General features: G+C 66.6%; 17 protein-coding genes and 1 pseudogene. 10 read left to right on the forward strand and 8 right to left on the reverse strand.

What is annotated here, in order from left to right; translation table 11 throughout:
- The first annotated feature begins 57 nt into the window (after positions 1-57).
- Positions 58-3,093, forward strand: coding sequence for an ATP-binding protein (locus RR42_RS09720; RefSeq protein WP_043346110.1), 3,036 nt, complete (start codon positions 58-60; stop codon positions 3,091-3,093).
- Between the two features lie 343 nt (positions 3,094-3,436).
- On the opposite strand, the gene RR42_RS09725 is transcribed toward RR42_RS09720, so the two are convergent.
- From RR42_RS09725 to RR42_RS09745, 5 genes are all read right to left on the reverse strand, one after another.
- Complete coding sequence (locus RR42_RS09725) at positions 3,437-4,948, reverse strand: efflux transporter outer membrane subunit (RefSeq protein WP_082054858.1); 1,512 nt, start codon at positions 4,946-4,948, stop codon at positions 3,437-3,439.
- A gap of 6 nt (positions 4,949-4,954) precedes the next feature.
- Positions 4,955-6,082, reverse strand: a complete 1,128-nt coding sequence (locus RR42_RS09730) for an ABC transporter permease (RefSeq protein WP_043346112.1) — start codon at positions 6,080-6,082, stop codon at positions 4,955-4,957.
- 15 nt (positions 6,083-6,097) lie between these two features.
- Positions 6,098-8,881, reverse strand: a complete 2,784-nt coding sequence (gene rbbA / locus RR42_RS09735) for a ribosome-associated ATPase/putative transporter RbbA (RefSeq protein WP_043346113.1) — start codon at positions 8,879-8,881, stop codon at positions 6,098-6,100.
- A gap of 4 nt (positions 8,882-8,885) precedes the next feature.
- Positions 8,886-9,872 (reverse strand): HlyD family secretion protein, encoded by a 987-nt coding sequence (locus RR42_RS09740; protein WP_043346117.1) that lies wholly within the window; start codon positions 9,870-9,872, stop codon positions 8,886-8,888.
- Positions 9,873-10,141: 269 nt separating this feature from the next.
- Complete coding sequence (locus RR42_RS09745; protein WP_043351784.1) at positions 10,142-11,149, reverse strand: zinc-dependent alcohol dehydrogenase family protein; 1,008 nt, start codon at positions 11,147-11,149, stop codon at positions 10,142-10,144.
- 191 nt (positions 11,150-11,340) lie between these two features.
- On the opposite strand from RR42_RS09745, the gene RR42_RS09750 reads away from it, so the two are divergent.
- From RR42_RS09750 to RR42_RS09765, 4 genes are all read left to right on the forward strand, one after another.
- Entirely contained in the window at positions 11,341-12,171 is an 831-nt protein-coding gene (locus RR42_RS09750; protein ID WP_043346120.1) for a universal stress protein, read from the forward strand.
- Between the two features lie 295 nt (positions 12,172-12,466).
- A complete protein-coding gene (locus RR42_RS09755; protein ID WP_043351785.1) occupies positions 12,467-12,847 on the forward strand; it encodes a TraR/DksA family transcriptional regulator in 381 nt (126 codons plus the stop codon).
- Between the two features lie 88 nt (positions 12,848-12,935).
- Positions 12,936-13,439 (forward strand): BCAM0308 family protein, encoded by a 504-nt coding sequence (locus tag RR42_RS09760; RefSeq protein WP_043346123.1) that lies wholly within the window; start codon positions 12,936-12,938, stop codon positions 13,437-13,439.
- Positions 13,440-13,496: 57 nt separating this feature from the next.
- Positions 13,497-14,162, forward strand: a complete 666-nt coding sequence (locus RR42_RS09765) for a phosphoribosyltransferase (protein WP_043346125.1) — start codon at positions 13,497-13,499, stop codon at positions 14,160-14,162.
- Between the two features lie 55 nt (positions 14,163-14,217).
- Here RR42_RS09765 and RR42_RS09770 read toward each other — a convergent pair whose 3' ends face one another.
- The gene (locus RR42_RS09770) at positions 14,218-16,959 is read right to left on the reverse strand and encodes a bifunctional acetate--CoA ligase family protein/GNAT family N-acetyltransferase (protein WP_043346126.1); all 2,742 of its coding nucleotides are present in this window, start codon (positions 16,957-16,959) and stop codon (positions 14,218-14,220) included.
- Between the two features lie 334 nt (positions 16,960-17,293).
- Here RR42_RS09770 and RR42_RS09775 point away from each other — a divergent pair, with 334 nt between their 5' ends.
- Positions 17,294-17,716 (forward strand): Hsp20/alpha crystallin family protein, encoded by a 423-nt coding sequence (locus RR42_RS09775; RefSeq protein WP_043346129.1) that lies wholly within the window; start codon positions 17,294-17,296, stop codon positions 17,714-17,716.
- 59 nt (positions 17,717-17,775) lie between these two features.
- Here RR42_RS09775 and RR42_RS40985 read toward each other — a convergent pair.
- Positions 17,776-18,009 (reverse strand): annotated as a pseudogene (locus tag RR42_RS40985) (poly-beta-hydroxybutyrate polymerase); the annotation flags it as partial.
- Positions 18,010-18,100: 91 nt separating this feature from the next.
- A complete protein-coding gene (locus tag RR42_RS41695) occupies positions 18,101-18,331 on the reverse strand; it encodes a YgaP-like transmembrane domain (protein ID WP_043346131.1) in 231 nt (76 codons plus the stop codon).
- A gap of 143 nt (positions 18,332-18,474) precedes the next feature.
- Here RR42_RS41695 and RR42_RS09785 point away from each other — a divergent pair, with 143 nt between their 5' ends.
- The 4 genes from RR42_RS09785 to RR42_RS09800 are packed head-to-tail and all read left to right on the forward strand — an operon-like array spanning position 18,475 to position 22,947.
- Entirely contained in the window at positions 18,475-19,611 is a 1,137-nt protein-coding gene (locus RR42_RS09785) for an ABC transporter permease (RefSeq protein ID WP_043351787.1), read from the forward strand.
- A gap of 2 nt (positions 19,612-19,613) precedes the next feature.
- A complete protein-coding gene (locus tag RR42_RS09790; protein ID WP_043346133.1) occupies positions 19,614-20,312 on the forward strand; it encodes an ABC transporter ATP-binding protein in 699 nt (232 codons plus the stop codon).
- Positions 20,309-21,406 carry an HlyD family secretion protein gene (locus RR42_RS09795; protein ID WP_043346136.1) on the forward strand — a complete coding sequence of 366 codons (1,098 nt, stop codon included), beginning with the start codon at positions 20,309-20,311 and terminating at the stop codon, positions 21,404-21,406. The genes RR42_RS09790 and RR42_RS09795 overlap by 4 nt, the downstream gene beginning before the upstream one ends.
- On the forward strand, positions 21,403-22,947 hold the full coding sequence (locus RR42_RS09800; RefSeq protein ID WP_063778412.1) for an efflux transporter outer membrane subunit: 1,545 nt from the start codon (positions 21,403-21,405) through the stop codon (positions 22,945-22,947). The genes RR42_RS09795 and RR42_RS09800 overlap by 4 nt, the downstream gene beginning before the upstream one ends.
- Positions 22,948-22,960 lie beyond the last annotated feature (13 nt).

The following is a 22,960-nucleotide window of genomic DNA, read 5'->3' on the forward strand; positions in this document are numbered from 1 at the left end:
CCGGCGCGCCTGAGCGCCTGATGGATACAACAGAAGCGCAATGATATCAACTTCACCGTGAAACTGAAGCCCTTTGTCAGGCGCCGCATTTCCCGTGGCCGCCGCGACTTCAATCCTGAGTGGATGAAGCGGTATCAGCTTACCCTGCTGTACGTCGGTGGTGCCGCACTCTCGGCTTTCATCCTGCTGTGCTCGTTGTTGGCCTTGCGCATGGCGGTCAGTGACTACAATGCGGCGGCGCGCGCTGGCTTTCGGATACAGGAAACCAGGCTCCTGGTCAGCATGACCAGGGCCAGCGCGGTTCTGATGCGAGGCACGGCCAATGTGGAAAGCATGTGGGACCGCCAGGCGCTACCGTCGGCAGCCCTGCGTGAACAGTATCTCGCCAACAACGGTCAACTGCGGGTCATCAAGGATTCGGGCCGCCGGGTCTATGCCGTGGCAACCGAGGTCAGCGACGCCCGGCCCGCATCGAGCTTCTTGCCGCTTCTGGCATTGATGGAGAAACAACTCAAGCCCAGAATCGTGCGCAAGCGCACTCCCGGGCTTTCCGCGAACACCTATTTCCTTTCCGTGCAAGGGGATTTCCTGGCCATGCTGCTCCGGTCGGAAAGCGGCGACGCTGCACCACTGTCCCGCCTGCCCGATGCGCTCGCATTGTTCAGGCAGGCCTGGCCGGACGTCGTCAGCCTCACGCAGGCCGCGGTAGCCCATCCCCAAGCCGCGCCGGCGGACGTGATCTGGCTGGCGCCGCAACTTGATCCGCTCTCGGGCGAACTGGTGGTCCGCCTCGCGCAGTTCCTGTTCGACAGCGACAACAGGCCGCTGGCCATCGTGGTCGCCACCAGGCATCCGGGCCAACTCCTGAATGGCCTGCAGAATCCGGACGACGGGGGCGAGTTCGCCATTCTCGACGGGCAGGGCAAGTTGCTGTTGACGCCTGGCGCGGAGCGCAGCGCCTTCATCAGCCGTGTGGCTGCCACGCATACCGTTGGGCCGCCGCCGGGCGTGCAACAGACCTTCAAGGATGGCATCTTCCAGATCAGCAAGCGCCTTGCGGAGACGGACTGGACGCTCGTTTATGCTTATACGCCGTACACGATCCTGGCTGGCCTGAAGTATCGCCTGCTGACGATCAGCGCCCTTGCCCTGGTGGGATGGTTGTTGCTGTGGGTCCGCATTGTCATCTTTCGCCGCGATATCCTCCTGCCGTCGTATGAGCGCGCGGTGCGCCTGAAGGAGAGCCAGAAGCTCAACCGTGTGCTGATCCATACCGCGCCGGTGGGCCTTAGCCTGCTTGCGCTGGCGGATGGCAGTGTGATCGTGGACAACAACGTGATGGCCCGGTATGCCGAGCAGGCTGGTGCGCCGCCGCTGCACCAGCGCATGTGGGAACTCTATTGCCGCGCGTCGCAAGCGCGTGCGGACCGCCCGAGCAGGAACCGGCCGTTGGTCGGACAGGAGCTGACCATCGGGGCGGGCACGCATGCCTTGACGCATCTGCTGGTGAACTTCACCCATGTCAGGTATCGAGGGGAGGCGGCTCTGCTTTGCGCGTTGCTGGACATCAGCGCGCAGAAGAAGAAGGAGCAGAAGCTCAGGGAGGCGCGCCAGGCGGCGGACCAGGACAACAAGGCCAAATCCACGTTCCTTGCCATCATGAGCCACGAGATCCGTACGCCGCTGAATGCCATCATCGGCTGCCTGGAGCTGATGGGGCGCTCCCCATTGTCTGCCGGCCAGCGGCGAAGGCTGGAGATCGTCGAGTCGTCGTCCGCGTCGCTGCTTCGCATCATCAATGACGTGCTGGACGTGTCCAAGGTGGAAGCGGGACAATTGACGTTCGAATCCATTCCTTTCCGTTGCGACCAGCTGCTGCAGAACGTGCGCGACACGTTCGCGCCGCTTGCGGAGGCCAAAGGCCTGGCGCTGACTTGTGAAATCTCGCCCGGTGTTGCCGGTTACTTTCTTGGCGATCCGACCCGGATCCGGCAGGTGATCGCCAACCTGGTCAGCAACGCGATCAAGTTCACGGAATCCGGCCATGTGATCGTTCGCGCCGCCTTTGTGCAAGACAACGAACGATCTGTCGTGCAGTTCGAGATTGCGGATACCGGCATCGGGATGGATCCGGCCGCCGTGCCAACCCTGTTCGCGCTCTACACGCAGGCTGACAGTTCCATCCATCGGCGTTACGGTGGCACTGGCCTGGGGCTGCCGTTGTGCCAGCGCATTGTGGAAGCCGCGCAAGGCCATATCTCGGTCAACTCCACGCCGGGGCAGGGCAGCACCTTCACGGTCAGGTGGCCATTGCAACGCGCGGAGGCGCCTCCCCAGGTAGCACAGGCCGGCGGCGCAGCGGCAGCCGAGACATCGGACGCCGCAAGCGCGCTGGAGTCCAGTGACGGTGAGCCACCCATCCAGGTGCTTGTCGCGGAAGACCATCCCGCAACCCGTGCCATGCTGGCCGACCAGCTCGAGCAGCTCGGCTTTGACGCGACCATTGTCGAGGATGGCGCGAAGGCACTGGCGGCGCTTGCGCAAAGGCAGTACGACGTCGTGCTCACGGACATCGGCATGCCGGTGATGGATGGCTATGCCCTGGCATCGGCCATCCGGCGGCAATATCCCGGTTTGCCGGTCGTCGCAATGAGCGCGCACAGCACGCCCGAGCAGGAGCATCGCAGCCTGCAATCGTCCATTTCCACGCTGCTGGTCAAGCCCGTGCCGCTCGCGGTGCTGGGGCGCGTCCTGCGGTCGCATGGCGGTCGAAGCGCGCCAAAGGAATCCGATAGTGACAAGACACTGGCGGAGTTGCCGATCACCCCACAGGTGTGCGAGGCGATGCACGCCGCCACGCGGGAGACAACGGCGGCCATGACGGATGCCTTGCGGGCGGGCAACGCCGACGCCGTCCTCAATGCATTGCACTCGCTGAGCGGAGGCTTCGCACTGGTAGGAAACGCGACCCTGGCGGAACTATGCATCGGCCTGCAGCAGTTGGTGAGAAGCGAGGGGCTCGATAGCTTCCAGGGATTATGGCCGGCGTTCCAGCAGGAAATTGAGGATGCGCTGGGGGCGTTGAAGGCCTGAAGGCGGCCGTCGCGGCTGCGTGCGAATGCAGCCGCGGGAAATCGGCTCGCCAGGCGCCGCTGCAGAATCCCTCCTCGCGGGGATGCAGGTCAGCGCTCGGGATACGCACTCGATCCTGGGTTGCCATTGCGCTACCATAGGCAGCTTTTTCATGTTCTGCAAATAGCCGACGGTTCGCGTCGTCGGCCCACATCTGGTGCTGACATATGCCCGCTGCGCGGGCACTCCAGCGTCCAGGGAAACCGCGTGGTCGGCATCACGGAGAAGCCGTCGGAGGATTTCCTCAAACGGCTCGAAGGCGTCTTCGGTTTCCAGCTTCCCCGCGAACACGGCCACGACGTCGTCAATGCCGGGCTGACTCCGGATCGCCCGGCCATGCTCCGCCGAGTGCCCGATACAGCTGCACGGCTGCCAGCGCCTGCGCCGTCTGCGTCTGGATCAGTTCGTCGGCCCGCTGCAGCGCGCCGATGCGTGCGTCCAGCACATCCTGCAGCGTGCGGCGGCCGCCTTCGTAGAGGCGCGTGGCGTTCTGGCTGTTGCGCTGCGCAGTGGCGGCCACATCGGCCAGCCGGGCGCCGCGCTGGTCCAGGCTGCTGCGCTGGCTGTAAGCGTTATCCACTTCCTCCAGCGTGCGCAGCACCGTCTGGTTGTATTCCGCTTGCGCGGCCTGCAGGCGGGCGTCGCCGGCATCGATGCCGGCCTGGACGCGGCCCGCGGTGAAGATCGGCAACTGCACGCCGACGCCCACCAGCCCGCCGGTGCCGCTCAGCGCCGGCAGCCCGTCCACGTGCAGGCGCCCGTCCTGGCCGAGGAACGTCAGGTAAAACCGGGGAAACCGTTCCGCCTTGGCGCTGCCGAGCCTGGCAGCCTGCGCGCTTACCAGCGCGGCCATGGCGCGCACGTCCGGGCGCCGCTCGATCACGTCCGACGGCACCTGCCCGGCGGGTGACGCCGGCACGAAGAACGCGGGCGGCGGCGAAAGCGCCGCCGCGGCCTGCGGCACCTGGCCGGCGAGCAACGCAAGGCGGCGTTCCCGGATCGAGATCTGGCTCGTCAGCACCGGGCGCTGCGCCTGCAATGCGCCAAGCTGTTCGCTCACGCGGTCGACATCGTAGGACAGCGCCTGTCCGGCCGCATAGCGCGCGCGGGTATAGCTCAGCAACTGAGCGACGATTTCCGTGCTCCGGTCCAGTTGCTGCAGGCGGCGCTGCAAGCCGCGCGCCGCCAGGTAGTTCTCGGCCACGTCGGCGGCGATCAGCAGGCGTGTGCCGCGCAGGCGCTCTTGCGCGCTGAGGGCAACGGCCGCCGCGGCTAGCGCGTCGCTGCGGCGGGCGCCGAAGACGTCGACCTCCCAGGCCACGGTCAGTCCGGCAAGATGGCCCTCCAGGCCGGGCGAGGTATCCGGCAGGCCAGGGGGGCTGCGCAAGTCGGCCACGCCGCGCGCCGCGCGTGCCTGCGCCGACAGCGTCGGGTAGAGCGCCGATTCCGCAACCTGCCCGATCGCGCGTGCCTCCGCCACGCGCGCCTGGGCCACGCGCAGATCGAGATTGGCCGCCAGCGTCTCGGTCACGCGCCGCGTCAGTTCCGGGTCGTTCCAGTTCTGCCACCACTGCGCCAGGTCCTGCGCCGCCGGCGCGCCCTCGGCGGGGGCCTCGCTGAACGCGGCCGGCGCCGCGATACTGCCGGGCACGGTGACGTCGACCGTGGCGCAGCCGGCCAGGCCGGCTGCGGCGATGCTTGCGATGCCTGTAATGAGAGCGGCGAGGATGCCGCGTCGTGGATGGGTACTCAAGGCGGAAATCCGTTGGGTGAGCGGGCTGGAGAAAAGGCGGGTGTGGTAAGTGTGGTCAGGCATGGCTGTCTATCCTTGCTGTGCCAGCATGGAGCGGAACCGTGTCAGCGCCAGGGCCAGGAAGATCCCGCCCGCGGCTGTGACGCCGAGCAACTGCGGCCACACCACATCCACGCCCGCGCCGCGGAACAGGATGGCCTGCGTGAGCGTGACGAACTGGGTGGTCGGCAGGAACTGCACCGCGTGCTGCATGGCCTGCGGCATGCTCTGCACCGGCGTGGCGGCGCCAGACAGCAGGTAGGCAACGGCATAGGTCGGCACCGCCAGCAAGCCAAACTGCGGCATCGCCGGCGCGATGGTCGCCAGCCACATGCCGAGCGCCGTCACCGAGAACAGATAGAGCGCGGTGCTCAGCGCGAAGAGCCCCATCGAACCGGTCAGTGGCACATCCAGCCACAGATGCACCACCAGCCACAACGACAGCAGGGACGCCAGGAAGATCACCGCGCCATTGGCCAGGATCTTCGCCACCGCAATCTCGCTGGCGCGCACCGGCATCACCAGCAAGTGCTCGATGGTGCCGTGCTCGCGCTCGCGGATCACCGCCGCGCCTACCAGGATGATGGCCAGCACCGTGATATTCACCAGGATCTGCATGGTCGACGTGAACCAGTGCGACTCCGTATTGGGATTGAACAGCACCGTGCTCTGCGCGCGCACGGGCAACTGCGCCTCGATGCCTCGCGCGTGCAGGAATTCAAGCGCCTCACGCGTGAAGATCTGCTGCAGGTAGCTGGCTCCTAGGCCCGCCTGGGTCATCGCGGTGGCATCGACCAGCACCTGCACCGCCGGCGTTCTTCCCGCCAGCACGTCGGCTTCGAAGCGCGGCGGGATCTCGATGGCGAAGATATAGCGTCCCCGGTCCAGCTCCGCATCGACGGCGTGCCGGTCCACATCCACCGGCGTCTTGAAATACGGCGGCCGGATCGCATCGCGCAGGCGGCGCGAGAGCTCGGAGTGGTCGGCATCGACGATGGCCACCGATGCGTTCGATACCTCGGCCTTGATGCCCTTGGCGACCGAATGCACGGCCAGCGTGAAAGCAAAGACGATCAGCGCCATCAGCGTCACATCGCTGAACAGGCTGCGCAGCTCCTTGCCGCACAGCCTGGCCACGTTCTTGCACCATTGATTCATCGCGGTATCTCCCGGCTAGGCTTCCTGCTTGCGCAGGAGCACACGCGCGCCCGCCAGGTACAGCAGCGCGAAACCCAGCAAGGCCAGGTACATGGTGCCGAAGCTGCCCACGCCGAGCCCCTTGGTAAAACTGCCAAGGCTGACCAGCTGGAACCACGACGACGGAAAGCCCAGGCCGATCCAGTAGCTGCTGCCCGTCAGCGTTGACACCGGATACAGCAGGCCGGAGAAGTTGACCGACGGAATCAGGCACAGGATCGCGGTGCCGAAGATGGCCGCCACCTGCGAGCGCACGAAGGTCGACATCAGCAGCCCGAGCGCCGTGGCCGCCAGCACGAACAGCGCGGCGCCGATCGATAAGGCGAGGAAGGATCCTTTGAGCGGCACCTGCAGCAGCACGATGGCCAGCGCCACCAGGGTCAGGTAGCTGATCATCGCCAGCCCCACGTAGGGCAGTTGCTTGCCGATCAGGTACTCGCCCACGCTGGCCGGGGAGGCATAGAGGTTGGTAATCGACCCCATCTCCTTTTCCCGCACCACGCCGAGCGCGGTCAGCATGGTCGGGATCAGGATCAGCGCCAGCATGATGATGCCCGGCGTGATCGCGTAGATGCTGCGGAACTCCTGGTTGTAGATAAAGCGCGTCTCGATCGACACCGGCAGCGCCGCTGGGCGCTCCGGCTGCGCGCGCATCTGCGCATTGGCGTAGGCCAGCAGCACGCCGGTCACATAGGCGCGCGTGGTGGCGCCCGGGAACGGGCTGGACCCGTCGACGCGGAATGCGAGCTGCGGCTGGCGCCCGGCCAGCAGGTCGCGCTCGAAGCCAGGCGGCAGCTCGACGATCAGCATATCGGCCGCGACGCGCAGGCGCCGGTCCGCGTCTGCCTCGCTGTGCACGCCATCGGTCTGCACGAAATAGCGCGATCCGGAGAACTGCTCCACCAGCTCGCGGCTGGCGCGGCTCTGGTCGCGGTCCAGCACGGCGAAGCGCACGTTCTCCACATCGAAGGACACGCTCCACGCCGCGGCGCACAGCAGCACGATCGGGCCGAGGATGGCGAATGCCAGCCGGAGCCGGTCGCGCGCCAGCTCCATGGCCTCGCGCCTGGCGAACGCCCAGGTCCGCGCCAGCCGCGAGCCGCCGGCATGCGCGGCCGGCCTGCCGACCGGCGCGGAGGACGGGGAGGAGGACGGGGCGGGTTGCGCCGGCGCTGCCTTCGCCGCAGCCGAGGCAGCGGCTGCGCCGTTCTCCGGGGTCTGCGCCTGCTCCAGGTAGCTGACGAACGCATCCTCCAGCGTCCGCGCGCCGCAGCTCTCCCGCAGCGCGTCCGGGCTGCCCACCGCCAGCACGCGGCCGCGGTGCATGAAGGAGATGCGGTCGCAGCGCGCCGCCTCGTTCATGAAGTGCGTGGAAACGAAGATTGTCACGCGCTGCTGGCGCGATAGCTGGACCAGATGGCGCCAGAACATGTCGCGCGCGCCGGGGTCCACGCCGGAGGTGGGTTCGTCGAGGATCAGCACTTCCGGATGGTGCAGGCAAGCCGCGGCCAGTTGCAGGCGCTGGCGGATGCCGAGCGACAGGGCAGCGGGCCGCGCACCGGCATGCTGGTCCAGCTCGAAATCGAGCAGGGCCTGCCCGACCGCCTTTTGCGCGTTCTCGCCCTCCATCTGGTAGAGCCTGGCATGCAGGTCCAGGTTCTGCCGTACCGTCAATTCCTCGTACAGCGAGAACGCCTGCGACATATAGCCCACCCGCATGCGCGTACGCATATCGCCGGCGTCGATGGTCTGGCCGAGCAGGCGCGCGGTGCCGCTGGTGGCATCCAGCAGCCCGGTCAGCATCTTCATGGTGGTGGTCTTGCCGCAGCCATTGGAGCCGAGAAAGCCGAAGATCTCGCTGCGCTCGATACGAAAGCTCACATTGTCCACGGCGGTAAAGGCACCGAAGCGCCGCGTGAGTCCCTCGGCCTCGATGGCGGGTTCGTCGCCATCCGGCGGGCGGGGCGGGATCACCAGTCCCGTGGCATCGCCGCGCCGGGCCGCCGGCAGCAGCGAGATATAGGCCTGCTCCAGGTCGCCGGTGCCCGCGCGCGCCAGCACTTCGGCGGTACGGTCGCACACCAGCACCTTGCCCGCATCCATGGCCACCAGATGCTCGAAGCGCTGCGCCTCCTCGATATACGCGGTGGCGACGATCACCGTCATATTGCTGTGCTCGGCGCGCAGGTCCTCCACCAGGGTCCAGAACTGGCGCCGCGAGAGCGGGTCCACCCCGGTGGTGGGCTCGTCGAGAATCAGCAGGTCCGGGTTGTGGACCAGCGCGCAGCACAGGCCGAGCTTCTGCTTCATGCCGCCCGAGAGCTTGCCCGCCGGACGGTCCGGGAAAGGCGCCAGGCCGGTGGCCGCGAGCAGGCGCTCGATGCGCTGGCGCCGCTCCTCGCCGCCCAGGCCGAACAGCCGGGCAAAGAAGTCCACGTTCTCGTAGACCGACAGCGTCGGGTACAGGTTGCGTCCCAGCCCCTGCGGCATGAACGCCACGCGCGGCAACAGCGCCTCGCGCGCTTGCCGGTCACGCAAGTCCGCGCCCAGCACGGCGGCATGGCCCTGCTGGATACGCTTGACGCCGGCAATCACGCCGAGCAGCGTCGATTTACCAACGCCATCGGGGCCGATCAGGCCGATGGTGGCATTGCCGGGCAGCGTGAGCGACACATTGTCCAGCGCCACGCTGGCGCCGTAGCGGTGCGACAAGCCATCGATCCGGATGGCCGCGGCACCGTCGGGGTACGGACTCGGCATGGCGTCAGGCCGGCTGCCGGGGCAGCGTCAGCGCGGCGGGCCAGGGCTGCCTGGCATCCAGGCGCACAAAGCCATCGCCCGTCATGCCGGCCTTCAGTTTGGCCGCGTAGCGCTGGGCAACCTCGGGCGCCAGCTGCAGCTTGACGCGATACATCAGCTTGGCCCGCTCGGCATCGGTCTCGACATACTTGGGGGTGAACTGCGCCTCGCTGGCGACAAAGCTGACGCGGGCCGGGATCGGTTCGTCCTTCATGGCGTCCAGCACAATGCGCGCCTCATCGCCGATCGCCAGCTTGCCGGCGGCACCCGCGGGCAGGAACACCGTGAAATACATATCGGCCAGGTTCAGCAGCGACACCACGCGCCCGCCCGCCGGCAGCACCGTGCCGACCTCGATCACGCGATACTCCACACGGCCGGCCACCGGGGTACGGATGGTTGCCTCATCCAGCTGGATCTTCAGGCGGGCAATCTGTGCGTTGGCCTCCGCGATCGCCGCGTTAGCCTCGCCAAGCCCGGCGCGCGCACCGGTCACGCCCGCGCTCTCGCCATCCAGGCCAAGCTGGCGGCGATCACGCTCCACGGAAGAAATCTGACGGTCCTGGTAGAGCTTGACCGCCTCGGTCAACTCCAGCCGCGCCAGCCGCTGGCGGCTCGCGCGCCCCTCGATCTCCGCCTGCGCGCGCGACGCTGCCTGCACGGCACGTTCGCGGGCCGCAGTGGCAAGGCTGAGTTGAGTCAATAGCTCGGCGTCATCCTGCCGGGCCACCACGGCGCCCGCAGCCAGGGCATCGCCCTCGCGAACCGGCAGATCGATGACGCGGCCCGGATACTTCACCGCCACGTCGAGGCGGCCGATCTCCATGCGCCCGTTGCTGTGGACCACATAAGCCGGCCACGGGTCGCGCTGGCTGCCAAGCCACCACACGGCGGCTCCAATGGCGCCAGCAACCAACAATACCGCTATACCCCAGCCTGGTTTGAGTTTCATCGGCTACCTGTGCACCTGTGCGCTGAATGATGGATGCCGCCGGGCGCTCCAGGGGTTTCAGGGTGTCGGGCAAAGGGGAGGGGAGACGACAAAGACAGACCTTGATCCGCGGGGCGACGGCGTAGGAACCCATGCTATCCGGCGGGGTGGGGCGTGGACTTGATCTAGCGCAAGTCGGTGCCGAAGGGGGCACTTTTTGGAGGGGGAGTTCTAATAGGTGCCGTGTTTAGCGCCGCGGTCGATGTATCGGTTGCCCGAGCGATGTCACGCTAGGCGATGCGCAGTACCGCCGCGCCGGCCAGGCGCCCCGCGCGCAGGTCGGCCAGCGCGGCATTGGCCTGCTCCAGCGGATAGACCGTCGTGGTGGTGCGCAACGGCGTGGCCCGGGCGATTCGCATCAGTTCCAGCCCGTCGTCGCGCGTGAGGTTGGCCACCGACACGATCGATCGCTCCTCCCATAGCAGGCGATAGGGGAAGGCCGGAATATCGCTCATGTGGATGCCGCCGCAAACCACGGTGCCGCCCTTGGCCACGGCTTGCAGCGCCATCGGCACCAGCGCACCCACCGGCGCGAAGATCAGCGCGGCATCGAGCGGCCGCGGCGCGGGCTGGTCGCTCGGACCGGTCCAGCACGCCCCGGTGTCACGGGCGAGTTGGCAGGCGGCGGTGTCGCCGGGACGCGTGAAGGCAAAGATCTCGCGCTGCTGGGCGACGGCGATCTGCGTCACCAAGTGGGCCGCGGCGCCAAATCCGTAGATGCCGACAGACCGGACCTTGCGGGCGTCACCGGCCATGCACAGCGTGCGGTAGCCAATCAGGCCCGCGCACAGCAAGGGCGCCGCATGCTCGTCGTCGTAGTGCTCCGGGATAGGGAAGCAATAGCGGCTGTCGGCTACCGCGTACTCGGCGTAGCCGCCGTCGCGCGTATAGCCGGTGAACTGCGGCGTATCGCACAGGTTTTCGCGATGCGCGGCGCAATAGCCGCAGTGCCCGCAGGTCTGCCCGAGCCACGGCACGCCGACCCGATCGCCCGGGGCAAGGCCCGTTACGCCAGTGCCACAGGACTCGACCCTGCCGACGACTTCGTGTCCGGGAATGAGCGCGGCTTTCGGGTGCGCGAGTTCGCCGTCGACAATGTGCAGGTCGGTGCGGCAGACGCCACAGGTGCTCACCGCGATACGCACTTCGCCTGGGCCGGGGTTTGGCACGGGGACGTGCGCCAGGCGCAGGACCGGCCCGGTGCCGTCGAAAATCATGGCGCGCATCGTCTCGTGCATGGTGACATCCTCGCCGGTGCCCAGCATTTATCCTAGGCCACGCCGACTGTCGGCGCTTGATCCGTATCAATGGCGTACGCGAGGCGCCAGCCCCTGTGCAGAAGATATCGGCTTGACCTGAGTCAATAGCCAAGTCCAAACGCTTCCTAGACTGGATTCAAGCTCCCAAACCCAAACCGCACAGGAATGTCATGGAATACGCCAGCATCATGGTCCACCTGGACACCAGCCCACGCGCGATGGACCGGCTTGAAATCGCTGCCCGGCTCGCCGTGGCCCGCCATGCCCGGCTGATCGGGCTGTTTGCCGGCTTTATGCCGGACGTCGCCTGGTTTTACCTGATGGAGGGCGCCGCGACCTACATCAACGAGGACCGCCAGCGGCGCAGCGAGGCGCGCGAGGCGGTGCACCGGCGCTTCCGGGCGGCAACGCAGGACCTGGGGATCGAAACCGAGTGGCGGGCAGTGGAGGGCGATCCGTTGACGATGGCACTGCGCGAAGCGCGCGAGGCCGACCTTGTCGTTGCCGGGCAATATGATCCGGACGACCCAGACAGCTTTGTCGCGACCCAGTTCCTGGAAACCCTCATCCTCGACGTTGGCAGGCCGGTCCTTATCATTCCCTTCGCCGGCCAGTTCGCCGTCCCTGGCGCCCGTGTCATGGTGGCTTGGAACGGCGGACGCGAGGCCACGCGCGCCTTGCACGACGCCATGCCCTTGATCTGCGGCGGGCAGGCCAAGGTGCTTTGCGCGCAAGGTACCGGCGCGCGGCCCGATGCGAGCCTGCCGGGCCATGCCATGGCTGCTCTGGCAAGCCATGGCGTCCACGCAGAGCTTGAACACTGCCAGGAAGGATCGGACATCGCCATCGGCGAAACCTTGCTCTCGCGCGCGGCGGATTTTGGCGCCGATCTGGTGGTGATGGGTGCCTACGGGCGCGGCCGCCTGCGCGAGTTGGTACTGGGTGGCGTCACCAGGGCTTTGCTGGACACCATGACGGTGCCCGTCCTGATGTCGCATTAGTCACATTGGCCACATTGGCCACAATTACGGCCGGCATGGCGCCGGCGCGATATCCGCGCCCACGCGCACCATGGCTGAGGCTGGCTTTGCGCAGGGCCGGAAGTGAGATTGACGCGGATCAAGCTTACCGGCAGCCCCCCAAACTATATTGAAGCTTGAAGCGGAACGAGGGTTCAGCGCGCCGCGCCGCAGGCACTCCGTACCGGCGGCCCATTACTTGATCTGGCGCGGGCGGCCTGCCCGATGTCATCGCCTCATGCATGAGGATCCGCTTTGCCGCGCCCGGGAGTCAACGATGTCCGATCTAACGAAAGAGCAGCTCTCCAGCCTCGTCACCTTGCTGGATGGCAGAGAGCAGAGAATCCGTGGCCAGATGGACGCCGCTGCCGTTTCCCGTACTGTGTCCGCCGAGCGCGAAGCGAGCGACGACGCGGAGCTCGCCGAGCACGGCACCGAGGAGCGCATGGACGATGCCGTGGCGGAACATTACCGCATGGAACTGGCCGACATAGCGGTGGCGCGTAAGCGGATCGCCAGGCTCAGCTACGGCGTGTGCCTGGACTGCGGCGAGCCTATTCCTTATCCGCGGCTGCAAGCGTATCCCACGGCCAAACGCTGCACCCCTTGCCAGCGCAAGCACGAGCACATGTTCGGGGCGCCGAGCGGTATGCGATGAACATGGGGCGGACTCGCCAGGTGAGTCCGCAATACAGCAGGCAGGCCGCGTGGGCGCTGCCCGATTCGATTTCAGGAAGGAGCCAGACATGAAAGTCCGTGAGCGTGCGAGTCAGGTCAGGCCGGCCCGTTGGGACCGGCTTCCCCAGGATCCCATCCACGATGCCTACAAGCAGCCGGAGCAAGCGCCTGCCATCGCTTCCTGTCCGGCTTGCCACGCGGTCCTCCTGAAAGGACGTTGGCAATGGCGGGCCGTGCCGCCTGGCGCCAAGGCACTGATGTGCCCGGCCTGCCACCGCACCGCCGACCTTGTGCCCGCGGCGCGGTTGACACTGGATGGGGCGTTTCAGCGGGAGCACCGGGAAGAGATTCTCGGGCTGGTGCGGCACCGGGAAGCCCTGATGAGGGAGAGTCATCCGATGGAGCGCATCATGGCGACGCAGACGCAGGAGGATCGCATCACCATCACGACCACGGGCTTTCACCTGGCACGCGATATTGGCTCTGCCGTGCATCATGCGTATCGTGGCAAGCTGGAAATCGACTATCCCGACGCCGACGAGACCCTGTATGTCCATTGGCACCGCGCTTGAGGGCCGTCCAGTCTGGCAAACCAGCTAGCTAGTCCCTCACAGGCAAGAGGTGATGTCATGACTTTCCAGGACAGGAACGAGGCCGCCGAGCGGCTGGCCGAAGCGCTCTCCGGGTATGGCGACGCCCATCCCCTTGTGCTGGCCATTCCAAGGGGCGGCGTGCCGATGGGCAAGATACTCGCCGACCGTCTCGGCGGCGAACTGGACGTGGTCCTGGTCAGGAAGCTAGGGGCGCCATTCGACCGCGAGATGGCGGTCGGCGCGGTCGATGAAAGCGGCTGGGTCTACGTGACGCCCTACGCGGCACGAGTTGGCGCCGACGCCAGCTATCTCAACCAGGAGCGCAACGAACAGCTTGCATTGCTGCGCCGCCGCCGGGAGCAATACACGCCGGGGCGCCGCGCGCGTGCTCTGGACGGGCGCACTGTGATCGTGGTGGACGATGGGCTTGCCACGGGCGCCACCATGATTGCTGCACTGCATGCCGTGCGCCAGCAGCATCCTGCCCGGCTGGTATGTGCTGTTCCCGTGGCCGCGCCGGCTTCGCTCGCCGAGGTGCGGCGCTACGCGGATGAGGTGGTCTGCCTGCGCTCGCCGGCCAATTTTTCCGCTGTCGGTGAGCATTACCGGGAGTTTCCGCAGGTTGAGGATGCGGAAGTGGTGGCTTGCCTGGAAGGGGATTCGGGGCAGCGCGGGGAGGGGCGTTTGGCGGGACGGGAGTAGGGGTGGGCGTTCTGGGAGGTAGTGTTTTAGGCAAAGGCGGGCGGCCAGTGCAATGTCATGGCCCATTGCCTGAGTTCGACCCCGTCAGCAAGAGACGGAGTTCCACGCCGTCGCTGGCAGGCTGGCCAGTGCGCAGCACGTGGATACCGCAGCTTTCGGCGAGCCTGAGCATCGCCCTGTTGGTTGCCAGCGTGGTCCCGACCAGCTCCCGCGTGCCGCGTGTGCGGCAGTAGGCCACCATCTTGCCCAGCAGCAGGCTGCCGATGCCCTGGCGCTTGCAATCGGAGCGCACCGCCACGGCGAACTCAGCGCGCTGGTTGTCGGGGTCGGCCACGGCCCGCACTTCGCCCAGGATGGCCGGCTGCCCGCCGGTTGCCGCTCCGACGGCGACGAATGCCATCTCGCGGGCGTAGTCGATCTGGGTCATTCGTGCGAGCTGGCTGTGCGGCGGTTGGCGGATCATGCAGAAGAAACGCATGCGGATGTCCTCCGGCGCCATGGCGGCAAAGAAGGCCTGGTAGGCGGGCTCGTCTTCGGGATGCACGGGGCGCAATTGCAACGGTGCGCCGTGCCACGTCACAGTCTTCTCCAGTTCCTTGGGATAAGGCCGGATGGCAAGGCGGGCGGCGCCAGGCTGCGTGGCTGTGGCCACGCCGATACGCGTATCCAGGGCCAGTACGCCAGCGCCGTCGGCCAGCAGCGGATTGATATCGAGTTCGGTGATTTCCGGCAGGTCGCATAGCAGTTGTGACAGCTGGATCAGGACCTGGTACAGGGCGTCATGGCGGATCGGCGGCTGGTCCCGATAGCCCGCAAGCAGCTTCGCAACGCGCGTGCGGCCGACAAGATCCCTTGCCAGGTTGACATTCAGCGGCGGCAGGGCAATGGCACGGTCGGCGATGCGCTCGGCGGCGGTGCCGCCGTGTCCAAACAGCACCACAGGGCCGAACACCGGATCGGTGGTGGCGCCCAGGATCAATTCGAAAGCACCCTGCCGGCGGATCATGCGCTGTACCGTGAAGCCATCCAGGCGCGCCCCGGGCCGTTCGCTGCGAATGCGGGCTTCCATGCGCTCCAGGGCCTGCCGTACCTGGCCGGCAGACTGCAGGTCCAGCGCCACGCCACCGACATCGGACTTGTGCGTGATGTCTCGCGACAGGATCTTGGCGACAACCGGAAAGCCGATGCCTTCGGCGGCGGCGACGGCGGCATCGATATCGGCAGCGGTCCGGGTTTCCACCACAGGGATGCCGTAGGCGGTCAGGACCGTGCGGGCTTCGGGTTCGGTCAGCATCGACCGGCCAGTGGCGAGCGCGTCGCGGATGCACTGTCGCGCCCGTTCGCTGTCGGGATCGGGGCCGGGCGGAACCGATGCCGGCGTTTCCATCAGCAGTTCCTGGTTGCGGCGGTAGGCCACGGCCTGCAAGAAGCCGCGCACGGCCTGCTCCGGTGTGTCGTAGGTGGGAAGGCCGGCGTGCCGGCAGATCTGGCGGGCGCGGGTCACCGAGTCGCCGCCGAGCCAGCTTGTGAAGACGGGGTGCGATACCGTCGACGGTGTGGCCGGCGCAGTTGGCGTGCTGGCGCTGGTGAGGGCGCAGGTGAGGGCAATGGCGATGTCGCTGCTTGGCACGATCGCCGTGGGAGCGTGGATCATCAGGATTGCATCGCTGCCGGGGTCCGCCGCAAGTCGCTTCAAGGTGTCGACGTAACGTTCGACGGGAGCGTCCCCAACGATGTCGACGGGGTTCCCGTGCGACCAGGTTGGTGGCAAGGCCGCGTCCAGCAACTTCAGCGTGTCGTCTCCCAGGGTGGCCATCCGGCCACCGCCAAGCATCAAGGCATCGGTGGCCATCACGCCAGCGCCGCCACCGTTGGTCATGATCGCCAGGCGATCGCCGGCGAGCGGGCGCGCGCGAGCGAGCGTTTCCACTGCGTCGAACATGTCCTCGGTGCTGTCCACACGCAACATGCCGGCCCGGCGGATCGCCGCGTCGTAGATATCGTCGGCGCCAGCCAGGGCTCCGGTATGCGAGGTTGCTGCTTTCGCGCCTTCTGGCACCCGGCCGGCCTTGATGATCAGCACTGGCTTGTTGCGGGCAGCCGCGCGCGCTGCGGACATGAACTTGCGCCCGGACCTGAGCGCTTCCACATACAGCAGAATCGCCTGGGTGCCCGGGTCGCTGCCGAGATAGTCGAGCACGTCCGCCACGTCGACGTCGGCGCTGTCCCCGAGCGAGACAAAGTGAGAAAAGCCGATCTGGCGCGATCTTGCCCAGTCCAGCACCGCCGTGGTCAGCGCGCCGGACTGCGAGACGAAGGCCAGCTTGCCGGGCAGGGGCGGCGCGTGCGCAAAGCTGGCGTTCAACCCCAGGCCCGGCACGAGCAGCCCCACGCAGTTGGGGCCAAGGATGCGCAGCAGATGCGGCCTGGCGGCGCCGAGCATTGCATCCTGCTGGGTTTGTCCGCCCGCGCCGTCCGCTCGCGCCATGCCCGCGGTAAGAACCACGGCGGCCAGGGTGCCGCGTTCGCCCAGTTCGGCGATCAGGCCCGGCACCGTGTGGGGCGGCGTGCAGATCACTGCTAGTTCGGGCGTATCGGGCAGCGCGGCGACGCAGCGATAGCAAGGCCGGCCTTCCAGCGCGCGGTACTTTGGGTTCACCGCATACACCGGGCCGGCGAAGCCGCTGGCACAGAGGTTGGCAAGCACGGTGGCCCCTACGCTGTGCGGTCGTGTGGACGCCCCGATCACCGCGACCGAGCGCGGATGAAACAGATGTTCCAGGTTACGAATGCTCATTGTGGTTGGGGTTGCCGGGGTGGAAGGTGGCGCCAGATCCGTATCCGGCTGCGGGACGGGCTGTGCGTCAGGCCATATGCCAGCATTGTTCAGCTTGGGTGCATCGGTCTTGATGCAGGACAAGGATGTTGCCGATCGGGCAGCAGCGGTATCAATGGACCGGGATTTCCAAAGCCTCCACTACCTGGCGCTGCAGGCCAGCCCTGGCCCCCCAGGTTCTCTCATTGCCGGGCAACGCCGCGCTTGATCTGGGACAAGATACGGCAGGCGCGCTGTGCCACCATGAAGTGGAGGTCCGCTCGCCATGCGGGCCCTTCACTGCAAGGAGGCGACAATGAGCAATCTCAGGATTCACGATCCGCTGTCGATCGAACCGGTTGGGGACATGCTGCAGGGCATGTTGCGCGCGTTTCGCGGCAACTATGAAGGAGGATTCGCGTTCAAGGTCGATGTGACCGAGTCTGACAAGGCCTACAACGTCGTCGCCGAGATTCCCGGCGCCAGGAAGGAAGATATCGAAGTATCCGTCGATCGCGGCACGGTGATGATCTCGGCCAAGGTGGAAAAGTCTTCCGAGCAGAAGGAAGGCGAACGGGTGATCCGGCGTGAGCGCTACAGTGGCTCGATGCAACGCGCCTTTACCCTGGACAGTTCCGTGGACGAAAGCAAGGTGGATGCCAGCTACGAGAACGGTGTCCTGCGGGTGGTACTGCCCAAGAAGGAAGCCTCGCCGCAGCAGCGTGTGACGATCCGCTGAGATGGTGTCTTCCGGGGCCGCCCTCGGACATGCCCGCCAATACCGCCAACACAGCCAAACCACGGCACTGCGTGGCGCACGATGAGCCGGAACAGGGCGACGGGGCGGCCATCCACGCAATAGGGTCCTTGCGCAAGGTCGTTGTTGAGGAACAGCTTGTGCAGCCACTCTGATTGCATGCGCAAGGGCAGGCGAGTGGCAACCCGGGTCCATGACACCAGGTCGTTCGGGCGCAGCCGCTCGCCGAGCAGGCGCTCGCTCATGATGGGGGACCAGACCAGGTCGCGCGCATCGGCACCCGGGTTCTTCCACGAGATCATGAAGACCGCGTGGCCTTGCTCGACCAGCAAGCGCACCATCGAGTCACGCGGACTGCAAGTCCAATCAGCGCTGCGACCTCTTCCGGCCGCGCACGCCTGCCGCCAGGGGCCGCGGGCGGCAGGCCGGCCGGATCAGTCGGGGTTTCCGCCCGAGGCCGGGCAGGCTGTAGAGGGGGCAGTTGCGGATGAGCCCAGTCAGGACCGGGATCACGCCGATCCATCCCCAGCCGCCGATCGTGCCGGTGACGGCAAGGCCGATCAGGGCCAGGCCGACAACGATTGTGCTGGATTGCACGCAGCTCCGGTGTCACCAGCCGCGCCGCAGGCGAGATTGATCTGCATCAAAGGCCACCAAGCGCCCGACACTAGACTGAGTACACGGCACCAGCGTGCCTTGATGCCCCCTGCGCAGCACACGGTCAAGCAAGCAAGAACATGGTGCCCGGTATCCTCAAACTCGCCTACAAGCTGCTCGTCAACGACCGGGCCAAGTTCACTGGCTTGCTGGTCGGGATCACATTCGCGGTGTTTCTGATGATCGAGATGACCTCGCTGTTTGCCGGCGTGCTCAATCGCTCGTCATCGACCGTGTACAACATCGGGGCGAGCATCTGGGTCATGGACCCGGCGGTCAATACCGTGGCCAACACCATCGGCATGCCGGACTACATGCTCGATGCCGTGCGCAGTATCGAGGGCGTCAAGTTTGCAGTCCCGCTCTACTCGGGCGGTGCGCTGGTGCGTCTCAGGAGCGGCACCTACCAGCCAGTGACCGTGGTTGGCATTGATGACGCCAGCCTGTTCGGGCGGCCCGACGTGCTCAATGGCAGGATCGAGGATATCTACGCCGAGAACGCCTTCCTGGTCGTCAAGGATGCCGAATTCAACAAGCTGGAGAACCCGGCGGTCGGCACCGAGTTCGAGATCAACGATAACCGCGGCGTCATTGTCGGGATTGCACAGGTCTCCACCACGGGCCTGTTTGGTGTGCCCACGCTCTACACGACCTACCAGCGCGCCATCCAGTACCTGCCGACCACGCGCTATACGATCTCCTACATTCTCGTGGAGCCCAAGTCCGTGGCGGACGTCACGCGTATCCAGCGGGAAGTGCAACGGCTAGGCTACCGCGCGCTCACCAAGGCGCAGTTCATCCAGCGCATCTCGGATTTCTACAAATACCAGACCGGGCTCGGCACCAATATCCTGCTGATGACCGTGATCAGCTTTATCGTCGGGCTGTCGATCTCCGGGCAGACGTTCTACACCTTTATCCTCGAGAACCTGGAGAAATTCGGCGCACTCAAGGCCATCGGCGCCAAGGGGCACGAACTGGTGGCGATGATCGTGTTCCAGGCGGCTTTCACCGCGCTGACCGGCTACGGCCTGGGCATTGGGCTGTGCGCCATCCTGATCCGCCTGGCGCGGCTGCGTATCCCCGACTACGCCGCCATGATCACGTTCTATAACCTGGGCCTCGCACTGGTGATGGTGATCGTGATCGCGGCCGTGTCCGGTTATATCGGCGTGCGCAAGGTGCTGCGCATCGAACCCTTCGACATCTTCCGGGGGTAAGCATGCCGCGCGTTGCCATTGCCGCAAAGGCGCTAGACAAATGGTTTGGCGAAGGGGAGGCCCGGACCAACGCGCTCAGGCAGGTCACCTTCGAGGCGTACTTCGGCGAGATCCTGTTTATCGTAGGCCCATCCGGCAGCGGCAAGACCACGCTGCTGAGCGTGATCTCCGGCATCCTGCGCCCGGACGGTGGCGAGGTGGTGATCGACGGCAACAGTATCTGGCAGATGGACAACGATGCGCTGGCGGCTTTCCGTCTCGCCAGGATCGGCTTCGTGTTCCAGGACTTCCACCTGTTCGGGCGCCTGACCACGCTGGAAAACGTGGCTATCCCGCTGATTCTCAAGGGCCGCGACTGGAACGATGCGCTGAACGAAGCCAAGCGCTACCTGGAAATCGTCGGGCTGGCCAACCGCGCCCAGTTGCCGCCGATCAAGCTCAGCGGCGGCGAGCAACAGCGCGTGGCCATCGCACGTGCCATTGTTAGCCAGCCCGACATCCTGATTCTCGACGAGCCCACGGCCTCGCTGGATGGCGACACCGGCCACGCCATCATGGAGTTCGTCAAGGTGCATATCCTTAATGACAAGCGCTGCATCGTGATCGTCACCCACGATGGCCGTATTTTCGACATGGCCACCCGCATCCTGGATATGGAAGATGGCAAGCTCAAGGGTATCGAGCGGGGGGAGGCGCGATGAAGAACAAGCTCTTGTTCATCCTTTCAGCGCTGGGCGCCCTGATCGGCGTGGTGGCGGCCATTTTCTATGCTCAGCAGCGGCCGCCGCTGCCGCCGGTGTTCCAGCCAGCGGCCAATCCGTACAAGAACGGTATCTACGCCAATGGCATCATCGAGAGCTACCAGGACAACGGCGCCAACATCAACCTGTATCCCGAAGTCGCGGGAACGGTGATCCGTATTCCGGTGCGCGAGGGGCAAGAGGTGGGGCGGGGCGCGGACTTGCTGGTGATCGAGGACTCCGTGCAGCGCGCGCTGGCCGCGCAGCAACAGGCGCAGGTGCAGGCTGCCGAGGCCCAGCTCGCGCAGCTCAAGGCGCAGCCGCGCAAGGAAACGCTGGAGGTGGCACGCGCGCAGGCCGAGGCGAGTTCCGCCAGCCTGAAGACGGTGCAAGACCAGCTTGACAAGCTGCAGCGGTCCTATGCGCTCAACGCCCGCTCGGTCAGCCAGGACGCCATGGACAACGCCGCCAATGCGGTGCGCGTGGCGCGCGGCAACCTCGACGTGGCGCGCCGCCAGCTGGAGCTGACGCGCGCAGGCGCCTGGGTCTACGACATCCGCAATCAGGAAAGGCAGGTCGATGCGTTGCGCAAGGCCGCTGCCGCCTCCACGGCATTGCTCGGCAAGTATGTGGTCCACGCGCCGGTGGACGGCGTGGTCATGTCGGTCAATACGGCAGTGGGCGCCTATGTGTCCTCGCAAGGCACCTACGGCACCTATACGCAGGCCAACACCCCTGTGATCGTGATGGGCAGCGCGCCAGGCACATTGGCGGTGCGCGTGTATGTCGACGAGATCCTGCTGCAGCGCCTGCCGAGCGCGAAATCCGGACAGGCGATGCAGGGGAGGATGTTTGTGCGCGGCACGAACACCAGCATCCCGCTGGAGTTCGTGCGCACGCAGCCTTACGTCACGCCAAAGATCCAGCTGTCCGACCAGCGTACCGAGCGCGTGGACGTGCGCGTGCTGCCCCTGCTATTCAGGTTCAGCCCGCCGCAGAACGTCACTGTCTATCCGGGCCAACTGGTCGATGTCTACCTGGGTGGCACGTCGTGAAGCGCCATGCGCTGCCCGGGTTCGCGCTGATCCTCACCTTGCTGGCTGGCTGCGCCGTGGGCCCGGACTTCGTCCGCCCCGAGCCGGCGGTGCCGGCTAGCTTTACGCGCGATGCAGACGCGGCGCGCACGGTGCCTGGTGACGGGATCTCGCAAAATTTCATGGAGGGGGCCACGTTGCCGGCGCACTGGTGGCGCATGTTCGGCAGCGCCGCGCTGGACGGCGCCATGACCCGGGCTCTGGCGGGCAACCCCACACTGCAGGCGGCGCAGGCCAACCTGCGGCAGAGCGAGGCCGCCATGCGCGCTGGCGCCGGCGTGTTCTACCCGCAGCTGGACGCCGCGGCAGGGGCCACGCGGCAGGCAGCATCGCCGGTCCGCTTCGGCCAAGCCGTCCCGGGCACCGTCTTCAACTTGTTCTCGCTGAGCGCTACGGTCAGCTATACGCTCGACCTGTTCGGCCTGAACCGGCGCACGGTCGAGGCGCTGTCCGCACAAGTTGACCTGCAGCGGCAGACGCTCGGCGCCGCCTACCTGGCGCTGACGGGCAATCTGGTCAACGCCGTGGTCGCCCAGGCTGGCTACGCGGCACAGATCCAGTCCACCACCGAGCTGGCGGCCCTGGTGCGCGAGCAGGTGGAGATCACGCACGCGCAGGTGCAGGCCGGCACGGCAGCACACGCCAGCGAACTGAGCCTGGCGGTGCAGCTTGCCGCGCTGGAGGCGACGCTGCCGCCGCTGCGGCAAAAGCTGGAGCAGGCCGATCATCTGGAGGCGACCCTGTCTGGCCATTACCCTGCCGAGGGCGAGCCGGTTGCCGTGACGCTTGAGAACCTGCGCTTGCCGGCGGACATTCCCCGGCTGCTGCCGGCGGTACTGGTCCGGCGCCGTCCCGATGTGCTGCTGGCCGAAGCGCAGCTCCACGTCGCCAGCGCCGAGGTGGGCGTGGCCACCGCCGCCATGTTTCCCGCCATTACCCTGAGTGCTGGCTATGGCCGCCAGAGCTTGCAGATCGGGACGCTGTTTGGCGGCGGCAGCGCAGTCTGGAGCCTGGGGGCGGGCCTCACAGCGCCGCTGTTCCATGGCGGCGAACTGTACTACCGGCGGCAAGCCGCCCTGGCGCAGATGGACGCGGCGCAGGCCGGCTACCGTCAGGTGGTGCTGGCTGCATTTGGACAGGTGGCAGACGCGTTGCGCGCCCTGGAGCACGATGCTGAACTGGTCGAGGCCACGCGCCATGCGCGGGCTCTCGCCCATGAGGCCTTGCAGGAGGTCCAGGCCAACTTCCAGGCCGGCACCGCCGGCTACTTGCAGGTGCTGGTGGCGGATGCGCAGTTTCACCAGGCCGATATCGGCTACCTGCAAGCCAGGACCCAGCGGCTGCAGGACACCGTGACCTTGTTCCTGGCGCTGGGCGGGGGCTGGGACGCCAGCGCCGAATGTGCCAACAGGCGCTCAGGCCTACCGCTTCGTGATGGCGCCATTGGGCCAATGTCATCCTCCGACAGCGCCTCGTCGATCGCGCTTTGCCGCTCGCTGTGAAACGGGCGCGAAA

This window comes from Cupriavidus basilensis, from assembly GCF_000832305.1.
GTDB lineage: Bacteria > Pseudomonadota > Gammaproteobacteria > Burkholderiales > Burkholderiaceae > Cupriavidus > Cupriavidus basilensis_F.

Bases quoted from the DNA above. Each gene is read 5' to 3' on its own strand.
- RR42_RS09725 (WP_082054858.1), bottom strand. From the start codon at position 4,948: ATGCCTGACCACACTTACCACACCCGCCTTTTCTCCAGCCCGCTCACC.
- RR42_RS09730 (WP_043346112.1), bottom strand. From the start codon at position 6,082: ATGAATCAATGGTGCAAGAACGTGGCCAGGCTGTGCGGCAAGGAGCTG.
- rbbA (WP_043346113.1), bottom strand. From the start codon at position 8,881: ATGCCGAGTCCGTACCCCGACGGTGCCGCGGCCATCCGGATCGATGGC.
- RR42_RS09740 (WP_043346117.1), bottom strand. From the start codon at position 9,872: ATGAAACTCAAACCAGGCTGGGGTATAGCGGTATTGTTGGTTGCTGGC.
- RR42_RS09745 (WP_043351784.1), bottom strand. From the start codon at position 11,149: ATGCACGAGACGATGCGCGCCATGATTTTCGACGGCACCGGGCCGGTC.
- RR42_RS09750 (WP_043346120.1), top strand. From the start codon at position 11,341: ATGGAATACGCCAGCATCATGGTCCACCTGGACACCAGCCCACGCGCG.
- RR42_RS09755 (WP_043351785.1), top strand. From the start codon at position 12,467: ATGTCCGATCTAACGAAAGAGCAGCTCTCCAGCCTCGTCACCTTGCTG.
- RR42_RS09760 (WP_043346123.1), top strand. From the start codon at position 12,936: ATGAAAGTCCGTGAGCGTGCGAGTCAGGTCAGGCCGGCCCGTTGGGAC.
- RR42_RS09765 (WP_043346125.1), top strand. From the start codon at position 13,497: ATGACTTTCCAGGACAGGAACGAGGCCGCCGAGCGGCTGGCCGAAGCG.
- RR42_RS09770 (WP_043346126.1), bottom strand. From the start codon at position 16,959: ATGAGCATTCGTAACCTGGAACATCTGTTTCATCCGCGCTCGGTCGCG.
- RR42_RS09775 (WP_043346129.1), top strand. From the start codon at position 17,294: ATGAGCAATCTCAGGATTCACGATCCGCTGTCGATCGAACCGGTTGGG.
- RR42_RS09790 (WP_043346133.1), top strand. From the start codon at position 19,614: ATGCCGCGCGTTGCCATTGCCGCAAAGGCGCTAGACAAATGGTTTGGC.
- RR42_RS09795 (WP_043346136.1), top strand. From the start codon at position 20,309: ATGAAGAACAAGCTCTTGTTCATCCTTTCAGCGCTGGGCGCCCTGATC.